We start from the raw sequence: 18,736 nt of genomic DNA on the forward strand, positions 1-18,736 counted from the left end.
CGCTGCGCCAGGCCACCCGTCGGCGCTGGACGTGACGGGGCCGACGCCGCGCTGAACGTCATAGCCGGCGCGACGTGCGGGAAATGCTGATCGCGAGGCATCCGCCGAGTGTCAAAGGCCCGCGGAAAACTCCAGGCCCTGCCTGTAGAAGCGCTGCGCTTCCTCGCCGTTCTGCGTCATCTCGCACAGCCGCGCCAGCTCCAGATAGGCACCGGCCGAGGGCGCGACGCGGACGACGGCGTCGAGGTAGCTGCGCGCCTTGCCCCACAGGCGATTGCGCAGACAGACGCGACCTGCGGTGATCAGCAGCTCCGGCCGCTCACCGTATTGCTTGAGCCACTCCTCGATCGCCGCCAGCTGCGTCAGCGGATCGCTCGCATGCAGCTCGCCGTAGAGCTCCGCCAGCAGCGGATCCCAGTTCCTGGCGAGCACGTCGGCGACGAAGGCCAGCGCCTCGGCATGCGCGTTGAGGCGCGCCAGACCGCGCACGTACTCGTTGCGGACCTCCGGCACGAGACGGAAATCCTTGGGCGCCGCCTCCCAGACCGTCTTCAGGCGATCGAGGCGCGCCAGGCGCTGCGCTTCCAGCAGGCATTCGCGCAGGGTGCGCGTCATCAGCTCGCGGTAGCGTTCCTCGCCGAGCGCCTCGCGGGTGCCGGCATCGAGCAGCAGCTGGCGCAACGACTCCCAGGCCTGCAGGCCGTCGTAGCTCGACGCCAGCAGCGCGATCACGTAGGGGTGGTGCGCATTGATGCCGCGCAGTTTCAGGGCCGTGTCGCGCGCGGCGGCGAACTCGCCGCGCTCGATCTGTAGCTCGGTCTGCGTCAGCAGCGTCACGAATTCCATCTCCGGCGCGATCTCGCCGGCCAGCCGCAGGTAATGGTCGCGACGGTCGCCGGCGCCGAGCCGCTGCGCGGCGCGGGCCGCGGCCAGGTAGTTGAGATGGCCGGCGTGATGATCGGCGGCACGGCGCACGAGCTCGATCTCGGCGCGCTTCCAGTTGCCTTCGAGCAGCCGCAGCAGGCCGGTCTCGAACGAAGCCTGCGCCTTTTCCTCGCGGCGGCGCTGCAGCATGCGCCGCACGGTGAGCGGCAGGCTGACGCCGGCGACCAGCAGGCGCAGCAGCGCATAGGCGCCGAACAGGCCGGCGACGATCGCCGTCAGCAGTCCGAGCAGCGAGGTCTCGACGATCCAGTGGTGGAAGCTGATCAGCACGTAGCCGGTTTCGGCACGCAGATAGAACGCCGCGGCGGCGCCGCAGGCGAGCACGGCGAGCGCAACGAGCAACAGGCGGATCATGGCGTATCGGCCGGCCGCATGAAGGCGCGCAGCAGACTCAGGCTGCGGCTGATGTCGGGCAGCGGCGGCGACAACTCCAGCGGCCGCAGCCGCTCGAGTTCGGCGCGCGCCGCGGCGACGCCGGGGTCGTCGCGCTGGAAGTAGGTATCGAGCCAGCTGGCGGCCGACTCGCAGAGATCGCGGAAGCTGGTCGTGTCGCCGCGCAGCAGGGCCACGCGCGCACCTTCGAGCTTGAGCGCCAGGACCTGCGCGACCAGCACCTCCTGCTCGGCCTCGAGCAGGCGCGGCGACGGCCCGGCGTCGCGGCGCACGCTGAAGACGCCGGACAGCGCCTCGCGGATCGAGGCCGCAGCGCGCTGGTACCAGCGCGCATCGTCCGGCACCAGCACGTGCTCCGGCGTCGCCTCGAAATGCGAGGGCACGCGCGCGACCAGCGGCAGACGCGGCGCGCGCTCGATCAGGCTCGACAGCGTCAGCGCGGCGCCGGCGTAGTCCGGCAGCGGCACCGCCTGCAGCGCCGCCTTCTCCTGTGCCAGCGCCTGGCGCACCGGGAACAGGCGCGGCTCCTTGAGTGCGACCAGACGCGCATCGGCCTCGTCGATCGCGACGATCGCCGCCGGCACGTCGCGCGCCAGCTGCAGGCGGTCGTTGGCGAGCAGCAGCAGCTGCTCGACCGCCGCCAGCTGGAAGTGACCGCGCCCGCCGGCGAGCTGCTCCTTGAGCTGGCCGACGATCTGGTCGTGCGCGTCGATGCGGCTCGCGAACTCGGCGATTTCGGTGGCGTTGCGCTGATTGGCGGCGGCGAGATCGGCCTGCCGCGACTCGAGGCGGTCGGCCTGCACCTCGAGGGCGTTGAGGTCGCGCCCGGTGCGGCGCAGCGCCTCGTCCTGCGCAGCGAACAGGCTGTCGACGCGCGCGTAGAGCCAGGCACCGCCGCCGGCGAGCAGCGCCGCGGCGATGATCAGCAGCAGCCAGCGGCCGTATGCGCGCGCCGCGGGCACGGGTTCGACGGAGAACGGCTTGGAGATTTCCGGTTCGCTCATTGCATGGACTTGTTGTCAGCGCGCCAGGCTTCGAGGCAGCGCACGAAAGCCGCGTCGGCGACCTGATCCGGCACCAGCGGCTCGCGCACGAAGCCGAGCTGCCGGGCCTGTTCTACCACACGCCGGCTCGGCACAACCAGTTGCAGGCCGAGCAGGCGCGGCCGTTCGACAGCCGGCGCCAGTTGCAGCAGCAGGGCCAGCGCCTCACCGCCGGTGACGATCAGCGCGTCGACCTGCGCCAGCGCGCGGGCGACGGCCTCGGCAGCGTGCGGCAGCGGCACACGGCGATAGACGGAGATCCGTTCGACCTCGGCGCCGCGCGCGCGCAGCGCCGGCGCCAGCGCCTCGCGGCCGCCCTCGCCGCTGATCACGGCGACGCGACGGCCGGCAAGATCCTGCAGCTGCGGCAGGTCGAGCAGACCTTCGCTGCTGAAGGCCTGCGCCGGCGCCAGCGGCGCGTGGCCGAGTCTTTCGAGCGCTGCGGCGGTCGCGGCGCCGACCGCGGCCGTCGCCGGCCAGACGCCGGCATCGAGCTGCCGCGCGTAGTGCACGGCGTTGACGCTGGTGAAGATCCAGACGGCGGCATCGCGCATGCCGGCCAGCGCGCGCGCCGCCAGCGCCGGCTGGCGCACCGGCTCGATCGCCTGCAGCGGCAGGCGCTGCACTTGCGCGCCGCGTGCCTCGAGCAGACGGCACAGCGCGTCCGCCTGCGCGGCCGGTCGCGTCACCAGCACGCGCAGGCCTTGCAGCGGCGCGCTCGCGTTCACGCCAGCGCGATGCCCAGCGCGCTGAGGATGCCGCGTGCGCCGCGCGCCAGCAGGCGTTCGGCCAGCTCGCCGCCGAGCGCGGCGGCATCGGCGCGCGGGCCTTCGACGGCGTCGCGGATCAGCTGCGAGCCGTCGGGCGCGCCGACCAGACCGGTCAGACGCAGGCGCTCGCCGTCGACGACGGCGTGGCCGGCGACCGGAACCTGACAGGCGCCGCCGAGCCTGGCGTTCATCGCGCGCTCGGCGGCCAGGCGCACCGCTGAAGCCGCGCTGGCGAGCGGCGCGAGCAGCGCCTGCGTGCGGGCGTCGCCGTCGCGGCATTCGACGCCGATGATGCCCTGGCCGATCGCCGGCACGAAGCGTGTCACTGCGAAGCTCTCGCGAATGCGCGCGCCGAGCCCGAGCCGGGCGAGGCCGGCGTGCGCAAGCAGGATCGCGTCGTACTGGTTCTCGTCGAGCTTGCGCAGGCGCGTGCCGACGTTGCCACGCAGATCGCGCACCGTGAGGTCCGGCCGCTCGGCGCGCAGCTGCGCCTGCCGGCGCAGGCTGGAGGTGCCGACGACCGCGCCCGGCGGCAGCGCGTCGAGCGTCGCGAAGCGGTTCGAGACGAAGGCATCGCGCGGATCCTCGCCGTCGAGATAGGCGCCGAGCACGAGGCCGTCCGGCTGCTGCACCGGCACGTCCTTCATCGAATGCACGGCAATGTCGGCACGATCCTCGAGCATGGCCTGCTCGAGTTCCTTGACGAACAGACCCTTGCCGCCGACCGCCGCGAGCGGACTGCCGAGCAGCTGGTCGCCGCGCGTGGTCATTGGCACGAGGCTGACCTCGAGCCCCGGATGGGCGGCTTCGAGACGGGCCTTGACGTGCTGGGCCTGCCAGAGCGCCAGCGGCGATTCGCGGGTCGCGATGCGGAGATTCATCGGGCTCGGGGAACGTGACGATGCGGGGCGCGCATTGTCACACGATTCCGTCGCCGCGGAGCCGCGGTCGCGCCGATGCCCGCTCAGGTCTCGGTGAGGAAGCGGCGCACCTCGGCCAGACGGCGCCGCGACACCGGCAGGGACTGCGATGCGTGCTTCATCTTCAGCCAGTGGTGCTGCTCGCCGTGGCGGTCCCGTTCGAGGCTGGCGATGAAGTTGGTGTTGACCAGCGCCTTGCGGTGGATGCGCAGGAACTGCGGCTGCAGGTCTTCCTCGAGGGTCTTCAGCGATTCCTCGATCAGCACCTCGCCGTGCAGATGGGCGACCGTCGTGTATTTCTGGTCGGCGAGGAAGTAGACGACTTCCTGCGTCGGCACACGGATCAGGCCGTCGCGGGTCGTCGCCAGAATGAACTCGCGCTTCAGCGACTTGGCTTCGGCGCCGGGCTGCGCCTGCGGCTTGTGCGCGCGCGTCGGCTTGCGCACGCGCTGCAGTGCCTCGCGCAGCTTCTCGATGCGGATCGGCTTGAGCAGGTAGGCCTGGGCGCTGGCGTCGAAGGCCGACAGCGCGTGCTCCGAGTAGGCGGTCGTGAAGATCACCGCCGGCGGCACGTCCATCTCGGCGAGCTGGCGGCCGACCTGCAGGCCGTCGATGCCGCCCATGCGGATGTCGAGCAGGACCAGATCCGGCTCCTCGTCGTCGATGACGTCGAGGGCGGCCTCGCCGTTGTCGGCCTCGCCGACCACCTCGTAGCCCGGAAATTCCTGCAGCAGCCGCTTCAGGCGCTCTCGCGCCAGCGGTTCGTCGTCGACGATTACAACGCGCATTGGTCCTTGCCTCTCCCCTGTCCCGCTTCCCTGATTCGAATTCAGACCGGCCCCGGCTCCGGCATGCTGATGCGCGGCAGCACCAGCCGCGCCCGGAACACACCGCCTTCGAGGCGCAGGTCGCGGCCCAGTTCGAGCCGCGCACCCGCACCGTAAATCAGCTTGAGGCGTTGGGCAATATTGTCGGTGGCGACGCGATTGCCGTGCACGGCCGGTTCGTCCTGCGGCGGCATCGGATTGCTGACCTCGATGACGAGCCGTCCGAAAATCTCGCGCGCCGCGATGCGAATCGTACCGCGTCCGGCCAGTCGCGAGATGCCGTGATGGATGGCGTTCTCGATAACCGGCTGCAGGATCAGCTTCGGCACCGGCCACTCGAGCACCTCTTCCGGGATGTCCCACTCGACCACCAGCTTGTCGCCGAGGCGCAGCTTCTCGATGCGCAGATAGGCGTGGCAGAGGCCGATCTCCTCGAGCAGCTGGGCGATCTGCAGGCCCTTCTGCAGGCTGGCGCGGAACAGGTCGGAAAGATCCTCGACCATCATTTCCGCCTCGTCCGGACGCACCTGGATCAGCGCCGCGAGACTGTTCAGCGAGTTGAACAGGAAGTGCGGCCGGATGCGCGCGTTGAGCGCCTGGTAGCGCGCCTCACCCTCGGCGCGGACCTGCATCGTCCACTGGTGGCGGACCCAGAAGTAGCGCAGCAGCATCAGCGCGACGATCGCGGCGATCACCGCGTGGCGCAGGATGAAGAGCAGCCTCGACTCGCCGATGACGGCGAACTCCCAGTGCATGTAGGCGCTGAGCCGGTAGGCGATGTCCGAGATCAGCGTGACGATGACGACCAGCAGACCCCAGCAGACGAAGAACACCACGCCGGGGCGCGCGTAGCGCAGCCAGCGCCGCGCCCAGCACAGCGTCGCCGCCGCGCAGAAGCCGATCCATTGCAGGTACAGCGTGATCAGCAGCCAGCGCTGCAGGGCCAGCTCCCCGGAGGCGCCGTTGGCCAGCGTCAGCACGGCCGCCACCAGCGCCATGATGAAGGCCAGCGACAGGACCGGTCGCGCCTCACAGAAGTTGGGAATCAGGTCAAGGCGATGGCGGGGCGACGGCGCGATCTGCTGCACGGGGTTTGGCGGGTCACCGGCACCTGCCGGCAGACGCCACTTTGCAGTGCGGCGCGGGCTACCGGCAAGCGCCGCGCCTATAATCGGCCCCCTTTTCCATCACCGATCCTGCGTCCATGTCCGGGAACCAGAAACTCTGGGGCGGCCGCTTCGCCGAATCCACGTCCGCGCTCGTCGAGAAGTTCTCCGAATCCGTCAGCTTCGACGCGCGCCTCTATCGCCAGGACATCCGCGGCTCGCAGGCGCACGCGAAGATGCTCGGCAAGGTCGGCGTGCTGTCGGCCGACGACGTGGGCCAGATCGTCGCCGGGCTCGACGCCATCCTCGCCGACATCGAAGCCGGCCGCTTCGAATGGAGCGAGAAGCTCGAAGACGTGCACATGAACATCGAGGCGCGGCTGACCGAAGCGATCGGCGACGCCGGCAAGCGCCTGCACACCGGCCGCTCGCGCAACGACCAGGTCGCCACCGACCTGCGGCTTTACGTGCGCGACGTCATCGACGAGCTGCTGACGCTGCTCGACCGCGTTGCCGACGGCCTGCTCGACCTCGCAGAGCGCGAGGCCGACACCGTGATGCCCGGCTTCACGCATCTGCAGATCGCCCAGCCGGTGACCTTCGGCCACCACATGCTGGCCTGGCGCGAACAGATGCTGCGCGACCGCTCGCGGCTCGTCGATTGCCGCCGCCGCATGAACCTGCTGCCGCTCGGCAGCGCCGCGCTGGCCGGCACGGTCTATCCGATCGACCGTCACTACGTCGCCGAGCTGCTCGGCTTCGACGGCGTGACCGAGAACTCGCTGGACACCGTCTCCGATCGCGACTTCGCGATCGAGTTCTGCGCCGCCGCGAGCCTGATCCTCGTGCACCTGTCGCGCTGGAGCGAGGAGCTGATCCTGTGGTCGACGCCGATGTTCGGCTTCGTCAACCTGCCGGACCGCTTCTGCACCGGCAGCTCGATCATGCCGCAGAAGAAGAATCCGGACGTGCCGGAACTGGTGCGCGGCAAGACCGGCCGCGTGATCGGCAATCTCAACGCGCTGCTGGTGCTGATGAAGGGCCAGCCGCTCGCCTACAACCGCGACAATCAGGAAGACAAGCCGCCGCTGTTCGACACTGTCGACACGGTGTCGATCTGCCTGTCGGTCTACGCCGAGATGATTCCGGCGATCGAAGTCCGTCGCGACAACTGCCGCGCCGCCGCTGCCAAGGGTTTCTCGACGGCGACCGATCTCGCCGACTACCTCGTCAAGAAGGGCCTGCCGTTCCGCGACGCGCACCACGCCGTCGGCAGCACGGTCGCCTACGCGCAGCAGAAGGGTTGCGACATCGCGGAACTCTCGCTCGCCGAGCTGCGCCAGTTCTCGGAACTGATCGGCGAGGACGTCTACGCGCGCATCACGCTCGAAGGCTCGCTGAACGCGCGCGATCACTACGGCGCCACCGCGCCGGCCCAGGTGCGCGCCGCGATCGCCCGCGCGCGCGCCGCGAAGAAGGCTTAAGGCAAGGCCACGACCGCCTCGGCGAGCGCCAGCGCCGACAGCGGCGCCGAGCCCTCGGCCTTGTTGCCGATCGTCACGTACGCCGGCCAGCCGGCGGCGGCCGTGCCCTTGATGACGCGCGCCAGCGTCGCGCGTGTCTGCGGATCGGCGTCGACGATGCGGTCGAAGGCACCGTAGAGCCGCTTCGCTTCCTCGTAGCCGTAGGCGCCGTGGCGCCGGTGCAGGTTCCAGCGGCAGACCAGCGGCCCCGGCCACAGCGCGCGCAGGATCGGCAGCTGCTCGGCGATCGGCGGCATCTTGGCGTGCAGGCCGAGGCAGTAGGTCGCGCCGCACTCGCGCAGCACGGCGACGAAATCGGGCCCGAGCCAGGCGGCGTTGCGCACTTCGACGGCCAGGACCGCGTCCGGCGCCGTCGCGCGCAGGTCCGGCAGCGCTCGCAGCATCGCCGCCAGCCGCCGCAACAGCGCCGCGCGATCATGCAGCAGCGCCTCCGGCAGCGGACTCAGCTGAAACACCAGCGCACCGAGCTTGCGGCCCAGGCCCTCGAGCGCCGGCGCGGCATACGCGTGCACGGCGAGCTTCGGGTCGAGAAAGTTCGGATTGGGCTCCAGTCCGCGACCGTCCTCGCCGCGGATCAGCGCGTCGGCCACCACGCTCGGTGCCTTGACGACGAAGCGGAAGTCATCGGGGACCTGCGCCGCGTAGGCGGCGTAGCGCCCGGCGTCGAGCGGGCGGTAGAAGGCGCGGTCGAGACTGACCGTGCGCAGCAGCGGATGGCGCACATAGGCGCGCAGCCCCTTCTTCGACAGCGTCGCCTCGGCGTAATCCTGCGCCCAGACGCTGCCGACCCAGCCCGGATAGTTCCACGACGAGGTCCCGAGACGCAGCGTCGCCGGCAGCGCCTCGCCCAGGGCGAGCAACCGGGCCGACGGGGTCGCCGCTTCGACGCCGCCGGCGCGGCGGCGCGACGGCAGAACGCTGGCAAGCGGCGCGGGCACGGCGTCGGGGAACAGGGAGTCCTGCATGTCCGGATTGTGCGGGGCCGTCCGGGCGACGGCAAAGCGTCGCTTCAGGCCGCGTGCAGGATCGGCGCCTCGATGCGACGGCGCAGACGGCGCAGATCGGCGAAGACCTGCACGCTGAACAGCAGTGCCAGCAGTGGCGCGAGCAGGCGCCAGCGGCCCTGCGGAAGCAGATGCAGCTGATACGTCACGCGCGTGCCGTCCGGCGTGGCTTCGAACAGGCGGCGGCCTTCGCAGGGCACTGGCCCGCTGATCGAGCGGAACGCGGTGCGCCGGCCCGGCTCCCAGGCGATGATCTCGGCGAGCGTTTCGGCGCGCAGGCCGAGCATCTGCATGGTCTCGTGCGTCTGCACACCGAGCGCCGGCTCGACGTCCGGCTCGCAGCGCATCGCCGTCACGCCGGAACGCCAGTGCGCGTCATTGCGGTAGTCGCCGGCGTAGGCGAAGACCTCGTCCGTCGGACGGCGAACGCAAATCGAGGAGGCAACGGTGATCATCGGCGGCAGTGCAGCGCAAGCGTGGCGTCAGTGTCGCGCGAGTGGCGCGACAGCGCCGCGAACTACACCACACTGCAACCGACGCTGCGCTGAACGCGACGCTCAGGACAGATAGGTATAGCCGCTGAGACCGGCCTCGAGCTCGGCGTAGAGCGCGTCCTTCTGAGCGTCCGGCAGGGCCAGCGCGTCGAGCTTGGCGCGATAGGCGGCCGCCAGCTTCTCCGGCTCCAGATGGACGTAACGCAGCAGCTCGTCGGTGCGGTCGCCCTGCTCGGCGCCTTCGAGATGCCAGCCGCCGGCATCGTCGAGCACGACGTTGACGGCATTGGTATCGCCGAACAGGTTGTGCATGTCACCGAGGATTTCCTGATAGGCGCCGACCATGAAGAAGCCGATCAGGTACGGCTCGCCGGCGCGCAGCGGATGCAGCGCCAGCGTCGGCATCAGGCCCTCGCGGTCGACGTACTGGTCGAGCCTGCCGTCGGAGTCGCAGGTGAGATCGCAGAGGCGCGCGCGGATCTGCGGCCGCTCGTCGAGACGGTGGATCGGCATGATCGGGAAGACCTGATCGATCGCCCAGGCGTCCGGCACCGACTGGAACACCGAGAAGTTGCAGAAATATTTCGCTGCGAGCTTCTCGCGCAGTTCGTCGTAGGCCTCGCGCTGCGCGCGAATCGTCGGATCGAGCTTCGGCAGCACCGCCCGCGCCAGCGCGTAGTAGACGCGCTCGGCGTAGGCCCGCTCGGGCAGCGTCAGCAGGCCCTGCGCGTACTGGGCCTGGGCATCGGCGAAGAACTGCGCCGCGTCGTGCAGGCTCTCGATCGGGCCCTGCACGTCGATCTCGCGGAACAGCGCGTGCAGTTCGCGCAGCACCGCCGGAGCGTCGACGGCCGGCGCCTCGACACGCTGCGCCGGCGCTTCGTCGTGCTCGACGACGTCGGCGATCAGCACCGCGTGGTGCGCGGTCAGCGCGCGCCCCGACTCGGAAATCACGTTCGGCTGCGGCAGGCCTTCGGCGAGGCAGACTTCCTGCAGCGTGCGCAGGATGTTGCGCGCGTACTCGCGCAGCGAGTAGTTCATCGAGCAGAACGAGCGCGAGCGCGTGCCCTCGTAGTCGACACCCAGGCCGCCGCCGACGTCGACGACCTCCACCGGCGCGCCGAGCCGGCGCAGCTCGACGTAGAAACGCGAGGCCTCGCGCAGGCCGCGCGCGACGTCCTGGACGTTGGCGACCTGCGAGCCGAGGTGGAAGTGGATCATCTGCACGGCGTCGAGGCGGCCGGCGGCGCGCAGCATTTCGACCGCCTCGAGGATCTGCGGCGCCGACAGGCCGAACTTGGCCTTCTCGCCGCCGGTGTTCTGCTGCGTGCTGGTGAAGTTCGACGACAGGCGCACGCGCAGACCGATCAGCGGCGCCACGTCGAGCGCCTGCGCCTCCTCGAGCACGATCGGCAGCTCGGAGAGCTTCTCGACGACGATGTAGACGCGGTGGCCGAGCTTGCTGCCGATCAGGGCGCGGCGGATGTAGGCGCGGTCCTTGTAGCCGTTGCAGACGATGATGCTGCCCGGCCGCGCCAGGCCGAGCACGGCGGCGAGCTCGGGCTTGCTGCCGGCCTCGATGCCGACGCGCGCGCCGCCGTGGCGGACGATCTCCTCGACGACATCGCCCTGCTGATTGACCTTGATCGGATAGACGGCGGTGTAGCGCCCTTGGTAGCCGAGTTCCTCGATGACCGAGGCGAAGGCGCCGGTCAGCTGGTCGACGCGGTCGTGCAGGATGTCGACGAAGCGGACCAGCACCGGCAGCGGCAGGCCTTCGCCGGGCAGGCGCCTGGCCAGTTCGTAGAGGTCGATCTCGACCCCCGAACGGTCGCGGTAGGGGCGCACGCGCATGCGGCCGTCGGCCGCCACGTCGAAATAGCCTTCGCCCCACTGCGGGACGTTGTACAGCTCGCCGGCCTGTGCCGCGTCCCACGCCGGCGTGCCGGCCACCCGTTCGTCATTCATCTCGCGCGTCACCCACCGGCCTCATTCACTCGATATACTCGCGCCGCCTCGCAGCGGAGGGCGGCCATTGTAGGAGCGCCGGGCCCCACCCGCGAGCGCCCGCTCACCCTGTTCCCGAATCTGCAGCCTACGAGGTCGTCATGACGCTGGATCGCACCTGGTTTACCGAGCCGATGGAAAGCACCGGCACGGCATTTTCGCTGAAGGGCGAAAAAGTCCACGAGGAGCAGACCCCGTATCAGAAGATCGAGATCTGGAAGACCGAGACCTTCGGCTGGCTGATGACGATCGACGGCTGCACCATGGTCTCGACCCGCGACAACTTCCTCTATCACGAGATGATGTCGCACCCGGCGCTGAACTCGCACCCGAATCCCGAGACCGTCGTCATCGTCGGCGGCGGCGACTGCGGCACGCTGCGCGAGGTGCTCAAGCACCCCGAGGTGAAATCGGCGACGCAGGTCGAGATCGACGAGCGTGTCACCCGCCTGTCCGAGCAGTATTTCCCGGAGCTGTGCGACCGCAATGACGATCCGCGCGCGACGCTGTTCTTCGGCGACGGCATCCAGTGGATGAAGGATGTGGCGCCGGGCTCGGTCGACCTGATCATCATCGACTCGACCGACCCGGTCGGCCCGGCCGAAGGCCTGTTCGGCAAGCGCTTCTATCTCGACTGCATCAAGGCCCTGAAGCCGGACGGCATGCTGGTCCAGCAGTCGGAATCGCCGCTGCTGCATCTGGAACTGATCCAGGAAATGCACGCCGCGATGCGCGAGGCCGGCTTCGCGCAGACGCATCTGCTGCACTTCCCGCAGGTGATCTATCCGTCCGGCTGGTGGTCGGGTTCGATCGCCTGCAAGAAGGCCGGCCCGCTCGCCACCCGCCTCGACGCCCAGGCGATCGACGCGCTCGACTGCCGCTTCTACAACGCCGACACGCACCGCGGCGCCTTCGCGCTGCCGACCTACGTCAGGCGCGCGCTGCAGCGCTGAGCCGGCCGGCACGGAAAAAGGCCGCCGTCTCCCGGGGAGACGGCGGCCTTTTTTATAGCGTCTAGCGTCCCGCCGGCGCCGGCTCAGGGTTCGCCGCAGGCCTCGCGCACCTGCCGCTCGGTCTGCTCGATCAGCTGCTGCCGCTGCTCCGGCGTGTACTCGCGCTCGTTGCCGAGCGCATCGCGCTCAATCACCTTAGACGAGTTGCGGAAGCTCGCGAGCGTGTCCTGCTTTTGCCTGCATTGCGCGGCACGCTCGGCCTCGCCCTGCCCCTCATCCGCCGGCACCTCGGCAGTGACGGTGTTGACGCGCCCGGCCTCGACGCGCGTCCAGCCCGGCTGCGGCGTATCGCTGAAGTGAAAGCGCCCTGCGGCGTCGACCCACTTGTACACCGGCCCCGCCAGCGCCGATGCGCTGAACAGGATGCCCATCGCCACTGCCGCTATGCGCACTGCCCCGCCTCCCCGCAAGATCGATGACGCACAGTCTCGCCGCTCGCCGCGGCGGACGCAAAAAACCCGCGGCGCCGACGGGCACCGCGGGCTGACGGAAGGCTTCAGACCGCGTCGACGCCGGCTTCACCGGTGCGGATGCGCACCGCCTGCTCCAGGTCATAGATGAAGATCTTGCCGTCGCCGATCTGGCCGGTCTTGGCGGCCTTGAGGATCGCCTCGGTCGCCTTCTCGGCCATCTCCGGCGCGACGGCAACCTCGATCTTCACCTTCGGCAGCAGGTCGACGGTGTACTCGGCGCCGCGATACAGCTCGGTATGCCCCTTCTGGCGACCGAAGCCGCGCACTTCCGTCACCGTCATGCCCTGCACACCGATGTCGGCCAAGGCCTCGCGCACGGCGTCGAGCTTGAACGGCTTGATGATGGCGATGAGCATTTTCATAGCGGAACTCGCGTCTGTGTCGGAGTTGAAGTTTAGCGCAGCGTCGCGCCTGCCGGCAGTTCCGCAAGAATCGTGCGCATCGGTCGAGGCCGACGCGAGTGTGCGCGGGCGGCAAAGAAAAGGGGCGAGTCCCGAAGGACCCGCCCCAACCCACCGGAGATGAATCGCGAGTACGGCTTACTGGTTGTAGGCCTTCTCGCCGTGATCGGCGAGATCGAGGCCCTCTTCCTGGGCTTCGTCGCTGGCGCGCACGCCGATCGTGAACTTGAGAACCAGCAGGATCACCGCGGCCGAAACGCCCGACCAGACGATCGCCGTGCCGACGCCCCACAGCTGCGCGATGACCTGGGCCTTCATGTCGAAGGCGCCGACCGCGTTGGCCACGTAGTCGTAGACGCCCGAGCCGCCGAGCGCCGGGTCGACGAAGATGCCCGTGCCGATGGCGCCGATGATGCCGCCGACCGCGTGCACGCCGAACGCGTCGAGCGCGTCGTCATAGCCGAGCATGGCCTTCAGCTTGGTCGCGGCGAGCAGGCAGACGACACCGGCGACGAGGCAGATCCAGAAGGCGCCCAGCGGACCGACGAAGCCGGCAGCCGGGGTGATCGCGACGAGGCCCGCGACGATGCCCGAGCAGACGCCGAGCAGGCTCGGCTTGCCCTTGAGGATCCACTCGGTGCCAGCCCAGGCGACGCCGGCGACGGCGGTGCCGAACATGGTGTTGAAGAACGCCATGCCCGCAGTGCCGGTCGCTTCGAGGTTCGAACCGGCGTTGAAGCCGAACCAGCCCATCCACAGCATGCCGGTGCCGATCGCCGTCATCATCAGGCTGTGCGGCGCGAAGTGCGACTTGCCCAGACCCTTGCGCGGACCGACGATGATCGCCGCCACCAGCGCCGCGATGCCGGCGTTGATGTGCACCACCGTACCGCCGGCGAAGTCGAGCGCGCCCTTCTGGAACAGGAAGCCGGCGTGCTCGGCGGCGGCAGTGGCCGCTTCGGCGCTGGTGTACGCATCCGGACCATCCCACAGCCACACCATGTGCGCCATCGGCAGGTACGAGATCGTGAACCACAGGACGCTGAAGATCATCACCGCGGAGAACTTCATGCGTTCGGCAAAGCCGCCGGTGATCAGCGCGACGGTGATCGCCGCGAAGGTCAGCTGGAAGGCGACGAAGACGATTTCCGGGATGTACTGGCCCTTGCTGAACGTCGCGCCGACGGTGCTCGCATCGACGCCGTGCAGGAACAGCTTGTCGAGCGAGCCGAAGAACGGGTTGTTCACGGTGAACGCGACGCTGTAGCCGTAGACGACCCAGAGCACGGCGATCACGCAGAAGATCGCGAAGCTCTGCATCACCGTCGACAGCGCGTTCTTGCTGCGCGTCATGCCGGCATAGAACAGCGCCAGGCCCGGCACCGTCATGAACAGGACCAGCGCGGCCGACACCATCATCCAGGCGGTGTCGCCCTTGTTGCAGTCGAAGCCCTGGTCGCCGCAATGCGGGACGCTCGGCGCGGCTTCTTCGGCCGGCGCCTCGGCGGCGGTCGCCGCTTCAGCCGGCGCTTCGGCAGCCGCTTCCGCGGGCGCGGCTGCCTCGGGAGCCGGCGCGGCTTCCGCCGTCGGAGCCGGTGCGGCCGGCGTGGTGTCCTGCGCCCAGGCGGCCGGCGCGAGGCCGCATACCGCCGCGAGCATCGCGGCACTCAGTAATTTGCGCATCATTGTCGGATTCCCCCTCAGAGAGCGTCTTTGCCGGTTTCGCCGGTGCGGATGCGGATGGCCTGGTCCAGGCTGTAAACGAAAATCTTGCCGTCGCCGATCTTGCCGGTATGCGCGGCCTTGCTGATCGAGTCGATGGCGGCGTCGAGCTTGTCGTCCGGCACCGCGACTTCGATCTTGACCTTCGGCAGAAAGTCGACGACGTATTCGGCGCCCCGGTACAGCTCGGTATGGCCTTTCTGGCGGCCGAAGCCTTTGACCTCCGTCACCGTGATGCCAGCCACGCCGATATCCGAGAGTGCTTCGCGCACCTCGTCCAGCTTGAACGGCTTGATGATGGCTGCGATTAATTTCATGTTCGAATCACTCCTGAGTCGGAAAGCGTCCTGACGCCGAGGGAGCCTCATCACCCCGGCGGCCCCGGCCTTCAAAGCATGGACCATGCCAGCGAATCGCCATCAGAACGTGCGCGAAATGATCCGGCCGAGCACGATTTTGGTGCATCGAGCCGGCCGGAGGAACCGGCCTGCGGGGGCGAGGCATAATCAGCGGCCCCGCTTTCGCCCCGGAATCGCTTCCCCCATGGAAAGTCGCCGCATCGAAGACCTCGCCGCCAAGCTCGCCGGCATCCTGCCGCCTGGACTGCGCGTGCTGCGCAGCGAACTGGAGGACAATTTCCGGGCGGTGCTGCGCGCCAATCTCGAGAAGTGGGATCTGGTGTCGCGCGAGCGCTTCGATACCCAGGCTGAATTGCTCGCCCGCACGCAAAAGAAGCTGGCCCTGCTGGAAAAGCGCCTCCAGGCGCTCGAACAGCGTGAAACACCGCACCCTGATCGCGACGCCGGCTGACTAGCATGCGGGCATGTCGCTCGCCACGGTTCATGCCCGCGCCCAGAACGGCCTCGACGCCGAAGGCGTCGGCGTCGAGGTCCATCTCGCCCCGGGTCTGCCGGGCCTGAGCATCGTCGGCTTGCCGGAAGCGTCGGTCCGCGAAGCCAAGGACCGGGTCCGCGCCGCGATCGTCAACAGCGGCTATCGCTTCCCGCTGCAACGCATCACCTGCAACCTGGCGCCCGCCGATCTGCCCAAGGAAGGCTCGCGCTTCGACCTGGCGATCGCGCTCGGCATCCTCGCCGCGTCAGGCCAGATTCCGGCCGAACCGCTGGCTGCGCTCGAAGTGCTCGGCGAGCTGTCCCTGTCCGGCGAGATACGCCCGATCCGCGGCGCCCTGCCCGCCGCACTGAAAGCCGCCGCCGCCGGCCGCGCGCTGCTGGTCCCCGAGGCCAACGGCGCCGAAGCGAGGCTGGCGCGCGGCGCACGCGTCTTCGTCGCCGAGCGCCTCGGCACCCTCTGCGCCGAACTCCACGAGAATCGTCTGCGCCCCGCCGACGCGGCGACGCCCTTGGCAAGCGCCGATGGCGCCGCCGCGGACCTCGCCGAGGTCCGCGGGCAGGCGCAGGCCAAGCGCGCGCTCGAAATCGCTGCGGCCGGAGCGCATTCGCTGCTGATGAGCGGCCCGCCGGGCGGCGGCAAGTCGATGCTCGCGCAGCGCCTGCCCGGCATCCTGCCGCCGCTCGGCGACGACGAGGCGCTCGAAGTCGCTGCGGTCGCCTCGATCGGCAAGGGCTTCGATCCGCGCGACTGGGGCCGCCGGCCGTACCGCGCCCCGCACCACACCGCCTCGGGCGCCGCGCTGGTCGGCGGCGGCACGCAACCGCGCCCCGGCGAGATCACCCTGGCACACCACGGCGTGCTGTTCCTCGACGAACTGCCGGAGTTCGACCGCGACGTGCTCGAAGTCCTGCGCGAACCACTGGAGCGCGGCGCGATCACGATCTCGCGCGCCGCGCGGCAGGCGGATTTCCCGGCCCGCTTCCAGCTGGTCGCGGCGATGAATCCCTGCCCCTGCGGTTATCTCGGCGATGCGCAGGGCGAATGCCGCTGCACGCCGGACCAGGTCGCGCGTTACCGTGCCCGCATCTCGGGCCCGCTGCTCGATCGCATCGACCTGCAGCTGTTCGTGCCCCGCGTCGCGCGCGAGGAGCTGCTCGGCGGAGCCGCGCACACTCCGGAAGAGCCGAGCGCCGCGGTCCGGCAACGCGTCTGCGCTGCGCGGCAGCGCCAGCTCGATCGCCAGGGCGTACCGAACGCGCAACTCGGCCTGCGCGAGCTGGAGCGCTGGGCCCGGCCCGATGCGGACGGAACGGCACTGCTGCAGCAGGCCATGCAGCGTCTGCAGCTGTCGGCCCGCGCCTACCACCGCACGCTCAAGGTTGCCCGCACGATCGCCGACCTTGCCGCGCAGCCGGACGTCGGTGCCGGGCACATCGGCGAGGCGCTGCGCTACCGCGCCGCGGCCTTGCGCTGAAACGAAGAAGGGCCGCGCGAGGCGGCCCTTCCCGACGCGTGAATGACTCGTGCGCTTACAGCGCGAAGGTCTTCTTGATGCCGATGACGAACTTCGGCTTGTCGCTTTCGTAATCCGTGCCGTTGTCGTACTTGAGCGTGCTGCCGATGACCGAGAAGCTCGCCGTGAGCGTCTCGTCGATCGCCTTGCTGACGCCCAGGCTGTAATCGACGTACGACTTCTTGGTCGAGCCGTCGCTCTTGGTGACATAGACGTCGTCGCTGCTGATCGTGTCGCCGACGCTGACGTTGAGGTTCACCGAATCGGTGATCGGGAAGGCGCCGACCAGCGCGATGTACGAGTTCGACAGATCGTCGCCGTTGGCTTCCTCGCCGCCGAAATAGTGCGGGCTGTAGTAGTACTGCAGGGCAACCGGACCGTACGAAACCTTCACGTAGCCTTCGAAGGTGTTCGGGTTGATGCCCGCCGCGCCGTAGGCGTCTTCCTTGTATTCCGCGTAGTAGTAGTAGAGCGCGCCGATGTCGAAACCGACATCGCCGAACTTGGTCGCGTAGCCGGCATAGACGTCGGTCTCTGCACCGCCGACGCCCCAGTCGACGTTCGAACCCCAGAGGCCGACATAGACGCCGGAATCGTGTGCGTAGTCGACGCCGCCCTGGATGGCGGCGCCGCTGCCCTGCGACACGCCGCGGAACATGTATTCGCTGACCGCACCGACGTTCCCCGTCACGCCGGCGAACGCGCTGCCCGAGAACGCCGCCGCGCCGACGAGAACGGCGCCCAACACTGAACGCTTGAATTCCATGTAAAGCCTCTTCCCAAGTGGATAGATGTTCCGCAGCAGCGTTGCTGCGGCCCCGTGGCAGCAACGCAAAGCCCATGCCATGCACCTTTTTGGTCGGGCGTCAATTGTCAATTTCCCTCATGGCAACATTCATCTAGGCGCAATCTGCAGCGCGGCGCTCGGGGCAAATCCGGAATATCACGCAATGGCCATGCACCAAACGGGTGCGCCCCATTGCCGGCGGTCTTTCTTGCGCCGCGCAGGGCCACAGGGGCCACAAACGAAAACGCCGCCCGGAGGCGGCGTTTCGTCAAACCTGAACCGAGCTCAGAGGCCGGTCTGCTTCAGCATGAACTCGACGGCGCCCTTGATCTCGGCGTCGCTGAGCGAAGCATCGCCACCGCGCGGCGGCATCTGGTTGAGACCGGAGATCGCCTTCTGCACCACGCCGTCGACGCCGCCCTGCGCCTTGAGCCGCTCGCCCCAGGCCAGCTTGTCGCCGACCTTCGGCGCGTTGAGCACGCCGGCGGCATGGCAACCAGTGCAGACCTTGGCATAGACCTGCTCGCCGCTCATCGGCGCGCGCTCCGCTTGCGCGGCGGCCGCCACCTTGAGCAGTGCCGCCGGATCGGTGACCACGGTGGCAACCGGCTTAATCTGCTCCTCGATGCGCGCCTGCGCGTCGGGATCGGCATGTTCGTCGCCCTTGTCGAGCAGCCGGGCGGCGAAGATGCAGATGAAGAAGATACCGAACAGGGCGCCGAGCACCATGCCGAAGTTGATGAAAAACACCTGGTCGTGGTTCTTGTGCGCCACTGACTTCTCCTTCCTTGTAGTCGACCGGGATTTCGACGCCGGAGTATAGCGGGGCGCCGAGCGCGGCGGCCAGCCGATCGCCAGCGCGCCGGTCCGGCACGCGGCAGGGCGAGGACATGGAGGCATAGCGCACGCCTCGAAGGCA

General features: G+C 69.2%; 19 protein-coding genes. 4 read left to right on the top strand and 15 right to left on the bottom strand.

All coding sequences use genetic code 11. The annotated features are described in order from the left end of the window. Window positions 1–111: 111 nt before the first annotated feature. The 6 genes from H149_RS0115310 to H149_RS0115335 form a co-directional block, all read right to left on the bottom strand. Complete coding sequence (locus H149_RS0115310; protein ID WP_020650647.1) at window positions 112–1,299, bottom strand: heme biosynthesis HemY N-terminal domain-containing protein; 1,188 nt, start codon at window positions 1,297–1,299, stop codon at window positions 112–114. Further along, complete coding sequence (locus tag H149_RS0115315) at window positions 1,296–2,342, bottom strand: uroporphyrinogen-III C-methyltransferase (RefSeq protein ID WP_020650648.1); 1,047 nt, start codon at window positions 2,340–2,342, stop codon at window positions 1,296–1,298. Before H149_RS0115315 ends, H149_RS0115310 begins: the two co-directional genes overlap by 4 nt. Beyond that, window positions 2,339–3,109: a uroporphyrinogen-III synthase gene (locus H149_RS0115320; protein ID WP_020650649.1), complete on the bottom strand. Its 771-nt coding sequence runs from the start codon at window positions 3,107–3,109 to the stop codon at window positions 2,339–2,341. Before H149_RS0115320 ends, H149_RS0115315 begins: the two co-directional genes overlap by 4 nt. Continuing rightward, the gene (gene hemC / locus H149_RS0115325; protein WP_020650650.1) at window positions 3,106–4,032 is read right to left on the bottom strand and encodes a hydroxymethylbilane synthase; all 927 of its coding nucleotides are present in this window, start codon (window positions 4,030–4,032) and stop codon (window positions 3,106–3,108) included. The genes H149_RS0115320 and hemC overlap by 4 nt, the downstream gene beginning before the upstream one ends. Before the next feature lie 83 nt (window positions 4,033–4,115). After that, complete coding sequence (locus H149_RS0115330) at window positions 4,116–4,859, bottom strand: LytR/AlgR family response regulator transcription factor (protein WP_020650651.1); 744 nt, start codon at window positions 4,857–4,859, stop codon at window positions 4,116–4,118. 41 nt (window positions 4,860–4,900) lie between these two features. Continuing rightward, on the bottom strand, window positions 4,901–5,986 hold the full coding sequence (locus H149_RS0115335; RefSeq protein WP_020650652.1) for a sensor histidine kinase: 1,086 nt from the start codon (window positions 5,984–5,986) through the stop codon (window positions 4,901–4,903). Window positions 5,987–6,102: 116 nt separating this feature from the next. Between H149_RS0115335 and argH the strand changes: the two genes are divergently transcribed. Next, window positions 6,103–7,488 carry an argininosuccinate lyase gene (argH, locus tag H149_RS0115340; protein WP_020650653.1) on the top strand — a complete coding sequence of 462 codons (1,386 nt, stop codon included), beginning with the start codon at window positions 6,103–6,105 and terminating at the stop codon, window positions 7,486–7,488. Here the strand turns inward: argH and H149_RS0115345 are convergent. From H149_RS0115345 to speA, 3 genes are all read right to left on the bottom strand, one after another. Continuing rightward, complete coding sequence (locus H149_RS0115345) at window positions 7,485–8,513, bottom strand: DUF72 domain-containing protein (RefSeq protein WP_020650654.1); 1,029 nt, start codon at window positions 8,511–8,513, stop codon at window positions 7,485–7,487. The genes argH and H149_RS0115345 overlap by 4 nt on opposite strands. Window positions 8,514–8,557: 44 nt before the next feature. Beyond that, window positions 8,558–9,007, bottom strand: a complete 450-nt coding sequence (locus tag H149_RS0115350; RefSeq protein ID WP_020650655.1) for an SRPBCC family protein — start codon at window positions 9,005–9,007, stop codon at window positions 8,558–8,560. A 102-nt stretch (window positions 9,008–9,109) separates the two neighbouring features. Next, window positions 9,110–11,014 (bottom strand): biosynthetic arginine decarboxylase, encoded by a 1,905-nt coding sequence (gene speA, locus H149_RS0115355; RefSeq protein WP_039749165.1) that lies wholly within the window; start codon window positions 11,012–11,014, stop codon window positions 9,110–9,112. A gap of 140 nt (window positions 11,015–11,154) precedes the next feature. On the opposite strand from speA, the gene speE reads away from it, so the two are divergent. Continuing rightward, entirely contained in the window at window positions 11,155–12,006 is an 852-nt protein-coding gene (gene speE / locus H149_RS0115360) for a polyamine aminopropyltransferase (protein WP_020650657.1), read from the top strand. Between the two features lie 83 nt (window positions 12,007–12,089). On the opposite strand, the gene H149_RS0115365 is transcribed toward speE, so the two are convergent. The 4 genes from H149_RS0115365 to glnK form a co-directional block, all read right to left on the bottom strand. Next, window positions 12,090–12,437, bottom strand: coding sequence for a DUF4124 domain-containing protein (locus H149_RS0115365; protein WP_020650658.1), 348 nt, complete (start codon window positions 12,435–12,437; stop codon window positions 12,090–12,092). 125 nt (window positions 12,438–12,562) lie between these two features. Then, entirely contained in the window at window positions 12,563–12,901 is a 339-nt protein-coding gene (locus H149_RS0115370; protein WP_020650659.1) for a P-II family nitrogen regulator, read from the bottom strand. Between the two features lie 177 nt (window positions 12,902–13,078). Next, a complete protein-coding gene (locus H149_RS0115375) occupies window positions 13,079–14,623 on the bottom strand; it encodes an ammonium transporter (RefSeq protein WP_026353216.1) in 1,545 nt (514 codons plus the stop codon). Between the two features lie 17 nt (window positions 14,624–14,640). Further along, entirely contained in the window at window positions 14,641–14,979 is a 339-nt protein-coding gene (gene glnK, locus H149_RS0115380) for a P-II family nitrogen regulator (protein WP_020650661.1), read from the bottom strand. Window positions 14,980–15,064: 85 nt separating this feature from the next. Between glnK and H149_RS0115385 the strand changes: the two genes are divergently transcribed. Beyond that, window positions 15,065–15,472, top strand: a complete 408-nt coding sequence (locus tag H149_RS0115385; RefSeq protein WP_245540540.1) for an accessory factor UbiK family protein — start codon at window positions 15,065–15,067, stop codon at window positions 15,470–15,472. Window positions 15,473–15,485: 13 nt separating this feature from the next. After that, entirely contained in the window at window positions 15,486–16,991 is a 1,506-nt protein-coding gene (locus H149_RS0115390) for a YifB family Mg chelatase-like AAA ATPase (protein ID WP_020650663.1), read from the top strand. Window positions 16,992–17,046: 55 nt separating this feature from the next. Here the strand turns inward: H149_RS0115390 and H149_RS22315 are convergent, their stop codons facing one another. Together H149_RS22315 and H149_RS0115400 are read right to left on the bottom strand one after the other, a co-directional pair. Next, the gene (locus H149_RS22315) at window positions 17,047–17,796 is read right to left on the bottom strand and encodes a TorF family putative porin (protein WP_020650664.1); all 750 of its coding nucleotides are present in this window, start codon (window positions 17,794–17,796) and stop codon (window positions 17,047–17,049) included. 306 nt (window positions 17,797–18,102) lie between these two features. Beyond that, window positions 18,103–18,591 carry a c-type cytochrome gene (locus tag H149_RS0115400; protein WP_020650665.1) on the bottom strand — a complete coding sequence of 163 codons (489 nt, stop codon included), beginning with the start codon at window positions 18,589–18,591 and terminating at the stop codon, window positions 18,103–18,105. Between the last annotated feature and the right edge of the window lie 145 nt (window positions 18,592–18,736).

The sequence above is a fragment of the Solimonas variicoloris DSM 15731 genome, from assembly GCF_000382285.1.
Lineage (GTDB): Bacteria > Pseudomonadota > Gammaproteobacteria > Nevskiales > Nevskiaceae > Solimonas > Solimonas variicoloris.

Coding starts and splice junctions, on each gene's coding strand:
- H149_RS0115310 (WP_020650647.1), bottom strand. CDS start 1,299: ATGATCCGCCTGTTGCTCGTTGCGCTCGCCGTGCTCGCCTGCGGCGCC.
- H149_RS0115315 (WP_020650648.1), bottom strand. CDS start 2,342: ATGAGCGAACCGGAAATCTCCAAGCCGTTCTCCGTCGAACCCGTGCCC.
- hemC (WP_020650650.1), bottom strand. CDS start 4,032: ATGAATCTCCGCATCGCGACCCGCGAATCGCCGCTGGCGCTCTGGCAG.
- H149_RS0115330 (WP_020650651.1), bottom strand. CDS start 4,859: ATGCGCGTTGTAATCGTCGACGACGAACCGCTGGCGCGAGAGCGCCTG.
- argH (WP_020650653.1), top strand. CDS start 6,103: ATGTCCGGGAACCAGAAACTCTGGGGCGGCCGCTTCGCCGAATCCACG.
- H149_RS0115345 (WP_020650654.1), bottom strand. CDS start 8,513: ATGCAGGACTCCCTGTTCCCCGACGCCGTGCCCGCGCCGCTTGCCAGC.
- H149_RS0115350 (WP_020650655.1), bottom strand. CDS start 9,007: ATGATCACCGTTGCCTCCTCGATTTGCGTTCGCCGTCCGACGGACGAG.
- speA (WP_039749165.1), bottom strand. CDS start 11,014: ATGAATGACGAACGGGTGGCCGGCACGCCGGCGTGGGACGCGGCACAG.
- speE (WP_020650657.1), top strand. CDS start 11,155: ATGACGCTGGATCGCACCTGGTTTACCGAGCCGATGGAAAGCACCGGC.
- H149_RS0115365 (WP_020650658.1), bottom strand. CDS start 12,437: ATGGGCATCCTGTTCAGCGCATCGGCGCTGGCGGGGCCGGTGTACAAG.
- H149_RS0115370 (WP_020650659.1), bottom strand. CDS start 12,901: ATGAAAATGCTCATCGCCATCATCAAGCCGTTCAAGCTCGACGCCGTG.
- H149_RS0115375 (WP_026353216.1), bottom strand. CDS start 14,623: ATGCGCAAATTACTGAGTGCCGCGATGCTCGCGGCGGTATGCGGCCTC.
- glnK (WP_020650661.1), bottom strand. CDS start 14,979: ATGAAATTAATCGCAGCCATCATCAAGCCGTTCAAGCTGGACGAGGTG.
- H149_RS0115385 (WP_245540540.1), top strand. CDS start 15,065: ATGCCAGCGAATCGCCATCAGAACGTGCGCGAAATGATCCGGCCGAGC.
- H149_RS0115390 (WP_020650663.1), top strand. CDS start 15,486: ATGTCGCTCGCCACGGTTCATGCCCGCGCCCAGAACGGCCTCGACGCC.
- H149_RS22315 (WP_020650664.1), bottom strand. CDS start 17,796: ATGGAATTCAAGCGTTCAGTGTTGGGCGCCGTTCTCGTCGGCGCGGCG.